Annotated in this window: 15 protein-coding genes and 1 pseudogene; 10 read left to right on the top strand and 6 right to left on the bottom strand. The window is 68.9% G+C overall.

Annotated features, from left to right (window positions below):
• Positions 1 to 19: 19 nt before the first annotated feature.
• Positions 20 to 337 carry a cupin domain-containing protein gene (locus OHA03_RS14035; protein WP_267004167.1) on the bottom strand — a complete coding sequence of 106 codons (318 nt, stop codon included), beginning with the start codon at positions 335 to 337 and terminating at the stop codon, positions 20 to 22.
• 68 nt (positions 338 to 405) lie between these two features.
• Between OHA03_RS14035 and OHA03_RS14030 the strand changes: the two genes are divergently transcribed.
• From OHA03_RS14030 to OHA03_RS14015, 4 genes are all read left to right on the top strand, one after another.
• The gene (locus OHA03_RS14030; RefSeq protein ID WP_030930596.1) at positions 406 to 783 is read left to right on the top strand and encodes a phage holin family protein; all 378 of its coding nucleotides are present in this window, start codon (positions 406 to 408) and stop codon (positions 781 to 783) included.
• A gap of 76 nt (positions 784 to 859) precedes the next feature.
• On the top strand, positions 860 to 1990 hold the full coding sequence (locus OHA03_RS14025) for a cystathionine gamma-lyase (RefSeq protein ID WP_267004165.1): 1131 nt from the start codon (positions 860 to 862) through the stop codon (positions 1988 to 1990).
• Positions 1991 to 2200: 210 nt separating this feature from the next.
• Positions 2201 to 3097 (top strand): LysR family transcriptional regulator, encoded by an 897-nt coding sequence (locus OHA03_RS14020; protein WP_267004163.1) that lies wholly within the window; start codon positions 2201 to 2203, stop codon positions 3095 to 3097.
• A gap of 52 nt (positions 3098 to 3149) precedes the next feature.
• Positions 3150 to 3629 carry an NUDIX domain-containing protein gene (locus OHA03_RS14015; protein ID WP_267004160.1) on the top strand — a complete coding sequence of 160 codons (480 nt, stop codon included), beginning with the start codon at positions 3150 to 3152 and terminating at the stop codon, positions 3627 to 3629.
• A 57-nt stretch (positions 3630 to 3686) separates the two neighbouring features.
• On the opposite strand, the pseudogene OHA03_RS14010 reads toward OHA03_RS14015, so the two are convergent.
• A pseudogene (locus tag OHA03_RS14010) lies at positions 3687 to 4814 on the bottom strand (globin domain-containing protein); the annotation flags it as partial.
• Between the two features lie 359 nt (positions 4815 to 5173).
• Here OHA03_RS14010 and OHA03_RS14005 point away from each other — a divergent pair.
• Both OHA03_RS14005 and OHA03_RS14000 read left to right on the top strand, forming a co-directional pair.
• Positions 5174 to 5701: a DUF2269 domain-containing protein gene (locus OHA03_RS14005; RefSeq protein ID WP_267004158.1), complete on the top strand. Its 528-nt coding sequence runs from the start codon at positions 5174 to 5176 to the stop codon at positions 5699 to 5701.
• Between the two features lie 5 nt (positions 5702 to 5706).
• The gene (locus tag OHA03_RS14000) at positions 5707 to 6594 is read left to right on the top strand and encodes a GNAT family N-acetyltransferase (protein ID WP_267004156.1); all 888 of its coding nucleotides are present in this window, start codon (positions 5707 to 5709) and stop codon (positions 6592 to 6594) included.
• 129 nt (positions 6595 to 6723) lie between these two features.
• On the opposite strand, the gene OHA03_RS13995 is transcribed toward OHA03_RS14000, so the two are convergent.
• Both OHA03_RS13995 and OHA03_RS13990 read right to left on the bottom strand, forming a co-directional pair.
• A complete protein-coding gene (locus tag OHA03_RS13995) occupies positions 6724 to 7155 on the bottom strand; it encodes a heme-binding protein (RefSeq protein ID WP_267004154.1) in 432 nt (143 codons plus the stop codon).
• A gap of 56 nt (positions 7156 to 7211) precedes the next feature.
• Positions 7212 to 8423: an MFS transporter gene (locus OHA03_RS13990; protein WP_267004152.1), complete on the bottom strand. Its 1212-nt coding sequence runs from the start codon at positions 8421 to 8423 to the stop codon at positions 7212 to 7214.
• Positions 8424 to 8562: 139 nt separating this feature from the next.
• Between OHA03_RS13990 and OHA03_RS13985 the strand changes: the two genes are divergently transcribed.
• The 3 genes from OHA03_RS13985 to OHA03_RS13975 are packed head-to-tail and all read left to right on the top strand — an operon-like array spanning position 8563 to position 10716.
• The gene (locus OHA03_RS13985) at positions 8563 to 9030 is read left to right on the top strand and encodes a MarR family winged helix-turn-helix transcriptional regulator (protein ID WP_267004150.1); all 468 of its coding nucleotides are present in this window, start codon (positions 8563 to 8565) and stop codon (positions 9028 to 9030) included.
• Positions 9031 to 9049: 19 nt separating this feature from the next.
• Positions 9050 to 9502: a GNAT family N-acetyltransferase gene (locus OHA03_RS13980; RefSeq protein WP_267004148.1), complete on the top strand. Its 453-nt coding sequence runs from the start codon at positions 9050 to 9052 to the stop codon at positions 9500 to 9502.
• A 50-nt stretch (positions 9503 to 9552) separates the two neighbouring features.
• Positions 9553 to 10716: a winged helix DNA-binding domain-containing protein gene (locus OHA03_RS13975; protein WP_267004146.1), complete on the top strand. Its 1164-nt coding sequence runs from the start codon at positions 9553 to 9555 to the stop codon at positions 10714 to 10716.
• A gap of 94 nt (positions 10717 to 10810) precedes the next feature.
• On the opposite strand, the gene OHA03_RS13970 is transcribed toward OHA03_RS13975, so the two are convergent.
• Both OHA03_RS13970 and OHA03_RS13965 read right to left on the bottom strand, forming a co-directional pair.
• Entirely contained in the window at positions 10811 to 12193 is a 1383-nt protein-coding gene (locus tag OHA03_RS13970) for a serine hydrolase (RefSeq protein ID WP_267004144.1), read from the bottom strand.
• Positions 12194 to 12257: 64 nt separating this feature from the next.
• Positions 12258 to 12842 (bottom strand): dihydrofolate reductase family protein, encoded by a 585-nt coding sequence (locus OHA03_RS13965; RefSeq protein ID WP_267004142.1) that lies wholly within the window; start codon positions 12840 to 12842, stop codon positions 12258 to 12260.
• A gap of 116 nt (positions 12843 to 12958) precedes the next feature.
• Here OHA03_RS13965 and OHA03_RS13960 point away from each other — a divergent pair, with 116 nt between their 5' ends.
• Complete coding sequence (locus OHA03_RS13960) at positions 12959 to 13549, top strand: TetR/AcrR family transcriptional regulator (protein WP_267004140.1); 591 nt, start codon at positions 12959 to 12961, stop codon at positions 13547 to 13549.
• The last annotated feature ends 111 nt before the right edge of the window (positions 13550 to 13660 follow it).

The raw sequence follows: 13660 nt of genomic DNA, 5'->3' as shown, positions 1-13660 counted from the left end.
GGATCCCTGAGGGCCCGGCTCAGCTCTCCGGCGGAGAGAAGACCACCATGACCCGCAGATCCTCGGTGATGTGGTGGAACTTGTGGGCCACACCGGCCGGTACGTACACCACGCTTCCCCTGCCCACCTGTGTGGTCTCCATGCCGACGGTGATCGAGGCGCGGCCGCTGACAATGAAATAGACCTCGTCCTGGTTGTGCGGCTGCTGCGGATCGAGGTCGCCGGCGTCCAGCGCGTACAGGCCGACGGACATGTTCCGTTCCCGCAGGAACTGCAGATACGCGCCGTCGTTGGCGGCCCGTTCCGCCTCCAGTTCGTCCAGTCTGAATGCCTTCATGGCCCGTCCGCCCCTTGCTTTCGTTCTGCCGGTGTTCGCCACCGATCATGTCTGCCACGATCAGACACATGAAGAATTTTGTAGTCAAGACGATCGCCAACGCAGGTGCGCTGGCCGTGGCCATCTGGCTGCTCGACAACATCACGCTGTCCGGCGGCAGTACCGGTCGCAAGGTGCTCACCCTGATACTCGTGGCCCTGCTCTTCGGGCTGGTGAACTTCGTGGTGAAGCCCATAGTCAAGGTGCTCACCCTGCCGCTGTTCATCCTCACACTGGGTCTGATCACCCTTGTGGTGAACGCGCTGATGCTGCTGCTGACCTCCTGGCTGGCCGACCAGTTCGACCTCAGCTTCCATGTCGAGGGCTTCTGGACCGCCGTGCTCGGCGGCCTGATCATCTCGGTCGTGTCCTGGGCACTGAATGTCGTCCTGCCGGACGAGGACTGATCCGACCGAATCAGAGCGATCAGCAGGATCAGCTGGATCAGAAGTACCGGCACGACCAGAGAACAGAAGGAACAGCATGAGCACCATGGGTGACGGAACCCGGGCGGTACGGGCGGGGCTTCCCGAACCGGAGCAGTACGAACCCACACTGCCCGGTCCGGTATTCGCCGCGCACTTCCACCTCTCCGGCGAGCCGACCGGCCCGTACACGTACGGCCGGGACACCAATCCGACCTGGACCCATCTGGAGCGGGCCATCGGCGAGCTCGAAGCGCCGGGGGAGACGGTCGAGACCACGGTGTTCGCCTCCGGCATGGCGGCGATCTCGGCGGTACTGCTGTCCCAGGTGCGGTCCGGTGACACGGTCGTCCTGCCCGACGACGGCTATCAGGCGCTGCCGCTCGTGCGTCAGCAACTGGAGGCGTACGGCGTCGAGGTGCGGACCGCGCCGACCGGAGGCGACGCACAGCTGGCGGTCCTGGAAGGGGCCCGGCTGCTGTGGATCGAGACACCGTCCAACCCTGGGCTCGACGTCTGCGACCTGCGGCGGCTCATCGAGGCCGCGCACGGGGCCGGCGTCCTGGTGGCTGTCGACAACACGCTCGCCACCCCGCTCGGTCAGCGTCCGCTGGAGCTGGGCGCCGATTTCTCGGTGGCCAGTGACACCAAGGGCATGACCGGACACGGTGACATCCTGCTCGGCCACGTGACGTGCCGCGATCCGGAACTGGCGGCGGGCGTGCGGCGCTGGCGCAAGGTCGTCGGGGCGATCCCCGGGCCGATGGAGGCCTGGCTCGCGCACCGTTCGCTGGCCACGCTGGAGCTGCGGATCGACCGGCAGTGCGCAAACGCGCTCGTTCTGGCCGAGGCGCTGGGCAAGCGCCAGGAAGTCACCGGGCTGCGGTATCCCGGGCTGCCCACCGACCCTTCGTACCCGGTCGCCGTGCGGCAGATGCGGCGCTTCGGCTCCGTGGTGTCGTTCGTGCTGCCCGACCGCGAGATCGCCGAGCGCTTCCTGGCCGGGCTGCGGCTGGTCGACGACGCCACGAGCTTCGGCGGCGTGCGTTCCACCGCCGAGCGGCGGGCGCGCTGGGGCGGCGACGCCGTACCGGAAGGCTTCATCCGATTCTCGGTCGGGGCCGAGGACGCGGACGACCTGGTGGCCGACGTGGAGCGGGCGCTGGACGAGGCGATGGGCCGGCGCTGAGCCGGCCGCGCACAGGAAGACATGGCCGGTACGGACGGTCCGAGCCTCCCCCCTCTTGGCTCGGACCGTCCCGGTTCCACGCGCGAAGAACCGCTTGGACAAGGCTAATTGACTCTGCGTCAGTGTCCAATCACAGTAGCGACAGCGACCTATCGACATATTTATAGTTGTTCGGGTCGGACGCTTCGCAAGGGTGGGAGGGGACAGGACGTGGACCTGGCCCTGCTGCGTACTTTCGTGACGGTGCACCGGGCCGGGTCCTTCACCCGCGCCGCCGCGCTGCTCGGCCTCTCCCAGCCCGCGGTCACCTCGCAGATACGCACACTGGAACGGCAGCTGGGCCGCCCGCTCTTCCTGCGCCGGGCCCGCGGTGTGACCCCGACGACCATGGGCGACGAACTCGCGCACCGGGCCGCCCCCCATCTGGACGCGCTGGTCGAGATCGCCGAGAGCGGGGTCGACGAGGAGTCGACCGCACGCACGCTGCATCTGGCCGGGCCCCCGGAATTCATCTCGCTGCGCGCTCTGCCCGCACTCACCCTCCTCGTCTCCCACGGCCTCGCCCTGCGCAGCTCGTTCCTCGCCAACGCCGAGGAGACGCTGGAAGGGCTCGCCGCCGGACACCATGATCTGGCCATCGCAACGGCCCGGCCACGCGGTGGGCTGCTCACCGCGACACCGCTCTGCGACGAGGAGCATGTACTGGTCGCTTCCCCGCGCTGGGCCGCGCGCCTCGGCCCCGGCACGCTGCGGCACAAAGGTCCTGTGGTGCTGGAGCAGCTGCCGGTGGTGGAAGTGCACGAGAGCCTGCCGTTCGTCTCCCGCTACTGGGCCGCTGTCTTCGACCGCCGTCCCGCAGCCGCGGGCACCGTCATAGCACCGGATCTGCGGGCTGTCCTGGAGTGCACCGCCGCGGGCGCCGGGCTTGCCGTACTGCCGCGCTATCTCTGCGAGGGGGCGCTGGAGCGCGGCGAGGTGGTGGCGCTCCTGGACCCGCCGGTCCCGCCGCTCCGCACCTACTTCCTGGCCGCGCGGACCGGCACACTCGCCCTGCCTCACATCGCGCGGGCGCACGAGTGGCTGGTGCGCGCTGCAGCCGACTGGTGACCCCCGGGCGTGTGGGTGTTTCAGAACGGGTTCTGTGGGCCACTCTCTTGCCATGACCGAACGTCCTGTGGTCAAGCGCACCGCACGCGCCATCTTGCTCGACGGCAACGACCTCATCCTCATCAAGCGCACCAAGCCTGGGGTGGATCCGTACTGGCTCACGCCGGGCGGCGGGGTCGAGCCCGAGGATGCAACCGTTGTCGACGCTCTGCACCGCGAGGTGGACGAGGAGCTCGGCGCCAAGATCACCGATGTGGTCCCCTGCTTCGTCGACACCGTGGAGCACATCGAGGGCGGTGGGGTGAAGGGCGTGAAGGTGCAGCACTTCTTCGTCTGCCGGCTGGACTCGATGGACCTGTCCCGCCGGCACGGCCCCGAGATCGAGGATCCGTGCGGCGAGTACGACGTCGTACGGGTGCCGTTCAGCCGGATCGGGATCGCCGCCGTTCATCTCGTACCGCTGTCATTGCGGCACTACCTGGACGGCAATATCGAGGGCGTGCGGGCGATGCACGCGCCGGACCTGGGCTGATCCGGGGCCCTGGGACCTGCTTCTGTCTGCTCCTGCTCCAGCTGGGGCAGGCTCGTGTTAGGCCGGGCCCGTCGTGGGTGCCAATTCCTCGACGGAGTCGTATCGGATGCGCCCGGGCGGCATGCCGATGCCCGTGAGTACGTCCACGCCGCTGCGGACCATCCCCGGCGGGCCCGAGAGATAGGCGTCGTACTCGTGCCACGGGCCGAGCTCGCGCACCGCGTCGGGCAACAAGCCCTTCAGTCCCCTGCCCGACCCGCCGGAGACCACCGGGCGGACGGCGAGCCAGGGAAAGGTCTGCTGGAGCCGCAGCATCGTGCCGATGTCGTACAGGTCGCGGTCGCTGCGTGCACCGTAGAAGACCTGCATCGGGCGCCGGTCGCCGTGTTCGGCGACATCCTCGACGAGCGCCTTGATGGGTGCGATGCCCGTGCCGCCTCCCAGACAGAGCAGACCGTTGTGGGTGGTGTGGTCGACCGTCATCGAGCCGGTGGGCGGGCCGAGCCGCAGGACGTCGCCGGGGCGGGCCCGGTGCACCAGTGCGTTGGAGACCCAGCCCGCCGGAACCGCCTTGATGTGGAACGTGAGCAGACCGTCGGGCCGTGGCGCCGAGGCGAAGGAGTAATGCCGCCAGATCCGCGGCCACCACGGGGTTTCCAGGGCGGTGTACTGGCCGGCCAGGAAGGGGTAGGCCTGGTCGGGGCGGAGCGTGAGGATCGCTATGTCGGGCGTTCTGAGGTCATGGGAGACGACCTCCGCGACCCACCAGGAGGGCGCTCGTTCCTCGTCCTCGGCGGCCGCGTCGATCATGATCTGCGACAGCGTGGTGTAGGTGCGGATCCAGGCCGCCTCGGCCGCCCCGTCCCACGTGGTGGCGTAGCGGCTCAGGGCGCCGAGGAGGGCCTCGCCGACCGCGGGATAGTGCGTGGGCAGGGTGCCGTATTTACGGTGTCCCCGGGCCAGTCCGCCGAGGTACTCGGTCAGCGCATCGGGGTCGTCCATGCGGTCGGCGGCCGTCAGGAGCGCCCGCAGGAGACGGTCTCGCTGGGTGTCCATCGCGGCCGGGAACAGGGCGCGCAGTTCGGGGTGGCGGACGAAGAGCAAGGCGTAGAAGTACGAGGTGGCCTGGTCCGCGACAGGGGCGATCTCCGTCAGGGTGCGGTGGATCAGGGTCGCATCGGGAGATCTGAGAGTTTCGTCGCCGGGCATGGTGGCCGGAGCGTCCATAACTGTGCCTCGCCTCGAACATCTTCTGGTCGCCTTGCGTGCCGACAGTGCTCGCAGCCACCGCGTGCGGCTCCTCGCCCCAGCATGACTGCGCCGACTCCAGGCCGGACAAATAACGGGAAGTCCGGGTATCCGAACCACGTTTCCCGTTACGCTCCCTTGCCCCATGGCCGTACCCGGAATCCACGGCAGGGCTTCGACCCACCGCACCCACCCGGAGAGTGCGGCAGGAGGGCACCACGTACGCCCAAGCAAGTACGCACGGATACTCCCGCCGCCGGACGCCCAACTGCCCTTTGCCAGGCACCGTGTTTCACGTGAAACCACTCAAGCGTCCCGCTCGCCGAAGTCTCCTGGTCGCCCATGTCGCGGTCTCCGTCAGTTGGCTGGGCCTCACCGTCGGCCTGCTGACACTCGGGATCACGGCCTTCCTGACCGGCGATACCACCACCGCGCAGGCCGCGACCCGCGCCATGAAGATTTTCGGTGACTGGTTGGTCGTGCCCGTCGCTCTGGTCTCGCTCCTCAGCGGTCTCGTGCTGGCGCTCGGCACCCCGTGGGGCCTGGCCAGACACCGTTGGGTCTGGACGAAGTTCTGGCTCACTCTGATCACCACGGCCCTGTCGATCTTCTCGCTGCGACCGGGCATCAACGAAGCCGCGGCACAGGGCGCCGTCGACATCAATCTGGTCGTCGCGCCTTCCGTGGCAACAGCCACATATCTCTTCATCACCGCGGTCTCGGTACTGAAGCCATGGGGGCCGACCCGGCGCGGCCGACGGCTACGCGTCTCGGCCAGTTCCGGTAAAGCGGTGGACGAGCGATCACTGCGTCGGACAGCCTGAACCTCATGCCCAGCCCACTGCCCCGTCCGCATGCCGACGCACCCGTCCGGCGTCTCACCCGGGGAGACCTGGTCCCCTGTGCCGATCTCTGTGAGGACCGCGGCTGGCCGCGTGATGAGCTCCGATGGGGCCTGCTCCTCTCCGCGGGGACGGGCTACGGCATCGACGACCCCGAGGGCAAAGGCCTGATGGCCGCCTGCGTGCTGACCTCTTACGGCCAGGGCCTCGCCGCCATCGGCATGCTGCTCGTCGCCGAGCGGTACACACGGCAGGGGATCGCCCGTCGTCTGATGCGCCATGTGATCGAGGCGACCGGGAATACCTCGCTCAGCCTGTACGCGACGGAGTCGGGGCGGCCGCTCTACGAAGAGCTCGGCTTCGAAACGGTGGGGCGGGCAGAGCGAGTGATCGGGCACTTCCGGCCGAGCGACGCATCGGGCGACGGCGTTCCGACTGCAGGTCCCGTGACCGTCCGCCCGGCCGCCGCCGGGGATCTGCATGCCCTGCTCCGGCTGGACACCGAGGTCTTCGGTGCCGACCGGACGCACCTTCTCGCCCGGCTGCCGTCGTTCGCGGACCACCTGCGGGTCGCGGAGGACGACGGTGAGCTGGTGGGTTACGCGGCGATCTGGCCGAGTGAGCGGATCCATGCGGTCGGTCCGCTGATCGCCCGGGACACCGACACGGCTATGGCGCTCGTCACCTCCCTCGCGAAGGCAACGGACCGTCCCCTTCGCGTGGATATCGACGCACGCCACGAGGAGCTGCTGACCCTGCTCAAGGAGTGCGGTCTGCAAGCCGGTTCCGGTACCACGGTGATGACCTACCGGGCCCCGGAGCTGCCGGGCGACTGGACCCGTCGCTTCGCGCCGCTGACTGTGGCGACGGGCTGACGCCGACCGGCCGGCCGAAGTGTTGTCAGCCCGCGCAACCGCGAATGTCCGCCCCCAAGTGCCGTGGCTCTCCAGGCGCTCGGGAACGGACATTCATGCGTTTCCGCTGTCTGTGCGGTGGTTCGCCGACTAGGCGAGCGCCTCCACGGCAGCCGTCGCGAAGCCGTGGTCCTGCTCGGGTGCGCCGCCGCCCACGCCTACGGCGCCGATCAGCCGGCCGTCACGAAAGACCGGGACCCCACCGGCGATGAAGAGCAGCGGCCGGTCAAGGGCGGTCGGCAGGGTGTGGAAGAGCCCGCCCGGCTGGACCGCATCGACGAGGTCGGCGGTCGGGGCACCGAGCTGGAGGGCCGTGTACGCCTTGCGGGTGCTGGTCTCCCCCGCGATGAGAACGGCCCGGTCGTCGCGCCGGAAAGCCAGCAGGTGACCGCCCGCGTCGAGGACCGTGACGGCAGCGGTGACACCGGCGGCCTCCGCGGCGGTGCGAGCAGTGGCGACGAGCGCTTCCGCGTCCTGGATGGTCAGCGGCGTGACGGCGGCCTGCGAGAGGGCGGTGGTCATGAGGGATATCTCCTTGGTGCGGTGGGGCGTATGTACGTGTGGTGGCTGTGGGGGTGTCAGCGCCGGGCTTCGGCGACTGCGACCGGCTCGGGGACGTGACCGGCGACGCGTCGGCTGTGCGTGACCGTCCGGCGTTCCAGGACGCCGGAGAGGACGGCAAGGACCAGGGCGGATGCGGCCAGTGCGGCGCCGACCCAGTTGGGTGCGGTGTAGCCGAGGCCCGCCGCGATGACGATGCCGCCGAGCCACGCCGACAGTGCGTTGCCGAGGTTGAAGGCGCCGATGTTGACGGCGGAGGCAAGGGTCGGGGCACCCGCGGCCTGGTCCAGCACGCGCTTCTGCAGCGGCGGTACGGTCGCGAAGCCCAGGCCGCCGATCAAAACGATGGTGACGGCAGCCGCGATCTTGTTGTGGGCGGTCAGGGTGAACAGGGACAGGACCACGGCGAGGGCGCCCAGTGACACGTACAGCATCGGCATCAGGTGGCGGTCGGCAAACTTGCCGCCGAGCAGATTGCCCCCGACCATGCCGAGCCCGAAGAGGACCAGCAGCCATGTGACGGAGGACGCGGAGTAGCCGGCGATCTCGGTCATCATCGGCGTGATGTAGGTGATCGCAGCGAAGACACCGCCGAAGCCCAGGACGGTCATCGCCATGGCGAGCAGCACCTGCACATTGCGGAACGCGGCCAGCTCGTGGCGGAGCCGTACGCCCTCGGCCCTCGGCTGCTCGGGAACCAGCTTGGCCACACCGAGGAGGCCGACGACTCCGAGGGCCGCGACGATGAAGAACGTGGTGCGCCACCCGACGCTCTGCCCGATGTACGTGCCCAGCGGTACGCCGACGACATTGGCGACGGTGAGGCCGGTGAACATCATGGCGATCGCGCCCGCCTTCTTCTGCGGGGCGACCAGATCGGCCGCGACGACCGAGCCGATGCCGAAGAAGGCGCCGTGGGCGAGTGAGGCGATCACCCGTCCCGCGAGCATCACGCCGAAGACGGGGGCGACGGCGGACACCGCATTGCCCAGGATGAACAGCCCCATCAGGAGCAACAGCATGCGTTTGCGGGTGACCCGGGTGCCGAGGACCGTCATCAGCGGGGCACCTAGTACGACACCGAGGGCGTAGCCCGTGACCAGGAATCCTGCGGTCGGGATGGAGACCTGGAAGTCCGCAGCAACCTCGGGGAGCAGCCCCATGATCACGAACTCGGTGGTTCCGATACCGAATGCCCCGATGGCGAGGGCGAGGAGCGCGAGCGGCATGGGTTTCACCTTCCCAGAAGATTGCGTCTGCGCCTTACAAGCGTCGACAATAATTGCAGACGCCGATTAATTGCAAGCGCGGGCTATTGCAGATGTCCCCTATCCTGGACGGAAGCAGCTCCCGCACGGAGGAGAGACCATGACAGCGACGGATCCCGCACTGACCGCCCTCTCCCAGGGCTGGTGCGCCCTCTCCCTGCTCCACGGCAACATCGAGGCCCGCATCGAACGGGCCCTGCAGTCCGGGCACGGCCTCAGCGTGCGGGAGTACTCCCTGCTCGACGTCCTGAGCCGGCAGCACAACGGCCCGGGCGGCCATCTCCAGATGAAGCAGGTCGCGGACGCCGTCGTGCTCAGTCAGAGCGCCACCACCCGCCTGGTCACCCGTCTCGAGGACCGGGGGCTGCTGACCCGGTACCTCTGCGACACCGACCGCCGCGGCATCTACACGGATGTCACCGAAGCCGGCCTCACTCTTCTCGCCGAGGCTCGGCCGACCAATGACACGGCGTTGCGTGCCGCTCTCGACGAGGCCGCCAAGAATCCCGAGCTGGCTCCCCTCGTCAGGACGGTCGAAGAGCTGAAGGTCCCCGCGCGGGCCGTGTGATCTGCGTAGTCTGCCGATCATGAGCGATCTGGAGATACGGCCTGCCGCCCTCACCGACATCCCGGCCGTCGTGGCCATGCTGGCGGACGATCCACTGGGCGCACAGCGTGAGTCACCGGACGACCTCGCCCCGTACTGCGCCGCGTTCCAGCGGCTCGCCCACGACCCGAACCAGCATCTGGTCGTCGCCGTACGCGACGGCGCTGTCGTGGGGACCCTGCAGCTGACCGTGATCCCCGGACTGTCCCGGCGCGGCTCGACGCGCTCGATCATCGAGGGCGTCCGTGTCCGTGCCGATGAGCGCGGGAGCGGACTCGGCACTCGGCTGATCAAGTGGGCCGTGGACGAATCCCGGCGCCAGGACTGCCAGTTGGTCCAGCTGACGTCCGACGGGACCCGGACCGATGCGCATCGCTTCTACGAGCGACTCGGCTTCATCGCCAGTCATGTGGGCTTCAAGCTCGCCCTCTGACCGCTGCTCCCAGCCGGACGGCGGGATCCCAAGGACCGAAGGAGGTCCCGGTGCACGGCATCAGCGACGCACAGCGCCGGACCAGGCTCGGCCGGCGCCATCTCCTGGCACCCTCCGTATGGGCAGCGTCGGCGGAGTCCGTGGCCGACGCGGTCGTGGCTCTGCACGCCACCGACGCGGCCACGGTCTTCCTCTCCGTCTGCGCCCGGCTGTCCGCGGCAAGCGTCGGCACGGTGGAACGGGCTCTCTACGAGGATGTCTCGCTGGTCCGGCTGCTCTCCATGCGCAACACCCTCTTCACCGTGTCGCACGGGCTCGCCCCGTACGTTGACGCGTCGAACGCCCGGGCCGTGGCCGCCAAGGAGCGCCGGACCTTCCTCAAGCACCTGCGGGACGACGGGCACGGACTGGATGCGCACTGGCTCGCCGAGACGGAGAAGGAGACTCTCGCCGCCCTGACGGCTCGCGGCTCCGCCACCGGCAGTGAGTTGTCCGCCGCCGTACCGGCGCTGCGTACGAAGATCACGGTCTTTCCCGGCAAGAAGCAGGAGACGGTGCAGGGCGTCGCCACACGCGTCATACGAGTGCTGGCGGCCGACGGCCTGATCCGCAGGGACAGGCCGCGCGGCTCCTGGACGTCCAGCCAGTTCCGATGGACAGCAGCCGAGCCCTGGCCCGCCCGGGAGCCCGCAGCAGCACAGGCGGAACTGGCCCTGCGCTGGCTCCGCTCGTACGGCCCAGCGACCGAGGCCGACCTGAAGTGGTGGACGGGCTGGAGCCTGGGCCAGGTACGCCAGGCGCTGGAAGCCGCCGGAGCCGAGGAGGTCCGGCTCGACAACGGTGCCACAGGCTGGGTCTCGCCGGGGGACACGGAACCCGAACCGGTGCTGGAACCCTGGGCGGCGCTGCTGCCGGCCCTCGACCCGAGCGCGATGGGCTGGGCCGATCGCGGCTTCCACTTTCCGGCCGAGTACCGGGCGCCACTATTCGACCGGGCCGGCAATGTCGGACCGACGGTGTGGTGGAACGGCCGGATCGTGGGCGGCTGGGCTCAGCGCACCGACGGTGAGACGGTGTGGCGGCTGTTGACCGACGCCGGCCGGGAGGCCACCACCGCGATCGAGGCGGAGGCGTCCCGGCTGTCGGGATGGGTGGGTGAAACGCGGATCACTCCGCGCTTCCGTACGCCATTGGAAAGGGAGTTGACGGCCTGAGCGGTCCGCGTCGACGGCCTGTATCGGTCACCACGCGTCGCGTTTCACGTGAAACCTGACGCCGACGCGGCACAGGGCCGTGACGGCGTGACACTCAGGCGCCGAGGCCTCGCCAGCCCCCTGCGTCCACCCCACCGGGGACGGCCGATGCAGGGTCGTACGGTTCACGCGTGAAGACGAACGACCCCAGGTCGAGGTGGCTCACGCTGCCGTCGCCGGCTCTGACGACGCGGAGCGTCTCCCCGGCGTAGTACCCGTCCAGACCGATCCAGCTGCCGTCAGGCTGCGCGACGAAGCGGGCGCCGCGGCCACTGCCACGCAGCGGCTGCAGTGTCAGCCCCCCGTCCGCGGTCAGCTGCAGGATGTTCGGACGCGTGCCCCAGTACCAAGGACCGGTGAGGGCGAGGAGTTCCGCGTCGACCTCGGTCAGCGGACGCCAGGGCTCCGGGATACGGGGCTCGGCCTCGGCGACGATCCCCACGAGGTCTGCGGCGACCTCACCGACGAACAGTCCCGAGGTGGTGTTGGTGAGCACCACCGCAGCCACATCGTCCTCGGTGCTGAGCCAGAGCGCTGCCAGGAAGCCCGGCAGCGAACCGGTGTGCCCGAGAAGGGTGCGCCCGTCCTGGCGTACAACCTGCAGGCCGAGACCGTAATTGCCCTCCCAGTCACCGGACTCGGGCGGCGCCGACGGCGCGCGCATCTCCTCCACCGAGGCGGCGCCGAGAACCCGGTCGTCCCCCTCGGCAAGGAAGGAGGCGAACCGGAGGAGGTCGGTGGCCGTGGACCAGAGCTGCCCTGCCGGAGCCATCAGGCCGAGGTCCTCGGCAGGTTCGGGCAGCAAGGCATCGGCCCAGGGATGCACCGCCCAGCCACCCGCGTGCGGCGCCTGCGGCTGGGTGGAAGTACGGCTCATGCCCAGCGGCTCCAGAATCTCGCGCTCCAGCACCTCCGCCCAGGATGCCCCGCGCACCGCCTCGATCAGCGCGCCGAGCAGTGTGTAGCCGGGGTTGGAATAGTGATGCCGCCGGCCCGGAGGATGCATCCGGGTCTGCTCACCGAGGACATCGGCGAGTTCGGGACGGAGCGTGCCCGGCGTCCGCTCCCACCAGGGTGCGGGCGACTCGGCGCCCAGTCCCGCGCTGTGGCCGAGCAGCTGAAGAATGCTGACACCGCCGACGCCTGTGCCGGGCAGATGCTTCTCCAGTGGGTCGTCGAGATCCAGCAGGCCCTCGTCGCGCAGCCGCAGAACCAGTACGGCGGTGAAGGTCTTGGTGAGGGAACCGATCCTGAACTGCGTATCGGCGTCAGGGCCATGGCCGTCGACGCAGCTGCGGGAGCCGCTCCAGACGGTCCGGCCCCGGCGCTGCACCGCGGCGACGAGTGAGGGGGCCCGGCCTTCGGCCTGCGCAGTGGCAATGCGGTGCAGCAGAGCACGCTGTGTGCCGGGAAGCAGTTCTTCTGAGTGGTAGGTCATGGTCAACAAGTACCGGCGCAACCGCTCCGTGGCGACCTCATTTCGCGGTATGCGGGCCGAGAGGTCAACGCTTGCGGCTGTACGTCCTGACCAACACCCCGTTGTCGAAGATACGCACCGACTCCAGCGCGAACTCGGTGGCCGCGAAATCCGAACCGAACATGGGCATGCCCGATCCATAGACCAGCGGATACGTCTTGATCACGAGCTCGTCGATCTCGTCGAGCAACTCCCCCGCGAGCTGTGAGCCGCCGCAGAGCCAGATTCCGAGCCCGCTGTCCTCCGCCTTGAGTTCCCGCACCCTGCCGACCACATCGTCCGAGATGAGCTCGACGTTCGGGTCGGGCGATTCCTTCAGGGTCCGCGAGGCCACGAGCTCACGCAGCTGGGCGTACGGACTGGTGATGTTCATGTCCAGCGCCAGCTGATAGCTGCCCCTTCCCTGGATCACGGTGTCGAACTTCTGATTCTCGGCGTCGTGAAAGCCGAGCTGGCGGCGGCCCTCCGTCGCAACCGTCTCCGGATACTGGGATGTGAGGAACTCGATGAACTCCTCGTTCACGAACGGATACATGGACGACGCGTCGCCGCCCGGGTCCCCGATGAAGCCATCGATGGAGCAGGCAATGAAGTAGGTCAGCTTTCGCACGAGGTCCCCGTTCGATGAGGGTTGGCGTAGCGCTCAACCACTACACTTATAGTGCTTCATATGTAGTGGTTGAGCAATCCCTTTCCACCGATGAGCCGAAGGATGCGGAGATACGCATGGTCAGGAACCCCGAGCGCAGGACGGCGCTCGTCGACGCGGCCATCGAGGTGCTGGCGCACGAGGGCGCACGAGGGCTCACCTTCCGCGCGGTCGATGCACGGGCGGGCGTCCCTGTGGGCACATCGTCCAACTACTTCGCCAGTCGGGACGATCTGTTCATGCAGACGGGCGCCCGGATCACCGACCGGATGACACCGGACCCGGACAGGGTCGAGGAGGCCATACGCCCGACGCCCTCACGCGAGCTGGTCACCGAGCTGATGCAGTGGCTGGTGCAGCGCATGGCGGACGACCGCACCGGCTATCTCGCCATGCTGGAACTACGCCTGGAGGCCACCCGTCGGCCGGCCCTCCGCGACCACCTCAACCGAACTGTTCGCGCCGACCTGGACGAGAACGCCCGCTTCCACCGGGAGGCCGGCCTGCCGGGCGATGCCGATGCCTTCCTCGTGCTCTACCTCGCCATGACGGGCCTGCTGCTGGATCACTTCACCCTGCCCGGCATGCTCACCGGCAGCGACACCGCCGACCGCGACCTGGACCGGCTGGTGGAGACGATCGTCACGCGGATCATCCCGACGGAGTGACCACGTCGGGTGAACGCGGCAAGCATGGCCGGGCCGCCCTCGCTTAATCCCGGCCCCCGGTGCGTCACACGCGGCCCACCGGGGAACTCACCCAGCTCACGGACCCGGCGA

This window comes from Streptomyces sp. NBC_00154, assembly GCF_026342835.1.
Classification (GTDB): Bacteria; Actinomycetota; Actinomycetes; order Streptomycetales; family Streptomycetaceae; genus Streptomyces.
The sequence above is the reverse complement of the archived record's forward strand: the minus strand, read 5'-3'. Positions and strand labels throughout refer to the sequence as shown.

Bases quoted from the DNA above. Each gene is read 5' to 3' on its own strand.
- OHA03_RS14000 (WP_267004156.1), top strand. From the start codon at position 5,707: ATGCCCAGCCCACTGCCCCGTCCGCATGCCGACGCACCCGTCCGGCGT.
- OHA03_RS13960 (WP_267004140.1), top strand. From the start codon at position 12,959: ATGGTCAGGAACCCCGAGCGCAGGACGGCGCTCGTCGACGCGGCCATC.
- OHA03_RS13970 (WP_267004144.1), bottom strand. From the start codon at position 12,193: ATGACCTACCACTCAGAAGAACTGCTTCCCGGCACACAGCGTGCTCTG.
- OHA03_RS14025 (WP_267004165.1), top strand. From the start codon at position 860: ATGAGCACCATGGGTGACGGAACCCGGGCGGTACGGGCGGGGCTTCCC.
- OHA03_RS14030 (WP_030930596.1), top strand. From the start codon at position 406: ATGAAGAATTTTGTAGTCAAGACGATCGCCAACGCAGGTGCGCTGGCC.
- OHA03_RS14035 (WP_267004167.1), bottom strand. From the start codon at position 337: ATGAAGGCATTCAGACTGGACGAACTGGAGGCGGAACGGGCCGCCAAC.
- OHA03_RS13990 (WP_267004152.1), bottom strand. From the start codon at position 8,423: ATGCCGCTCGCGCTCCTCGCCCTCGCCATCGGGGCATTCGGTATCGGA.
- OHA03_RS13985 (WP_267004150.1), top strand. From the start codon at position 8,563: ATGACAGCGACGGATCCCGCACTGACCGCCCTCTCCCAGGGCTGGTGC.
- OHA03_RS13995 (WP_267004154.1), bottom strand. From the start codon at position 7,155: ATGACCACCGCCCTCTCGCAGGCCGCCGTCACGCCGCTGACCATCCAG.
- OHA03_RS13980 (WP_267004148.1), top strand. From the start codon at position 9,050: ATGAGCGATCTGGAGATACGGCCTGCCGCCCTCACCGACATCCCGGCC.
- OHA03_RS14015 (WP_267004160.1), top strand. From the start codon at position 3,150: ATGACCGAACGTCCTGTGGTCAAGCGCACCGCACGCGCCATCTTGCTC.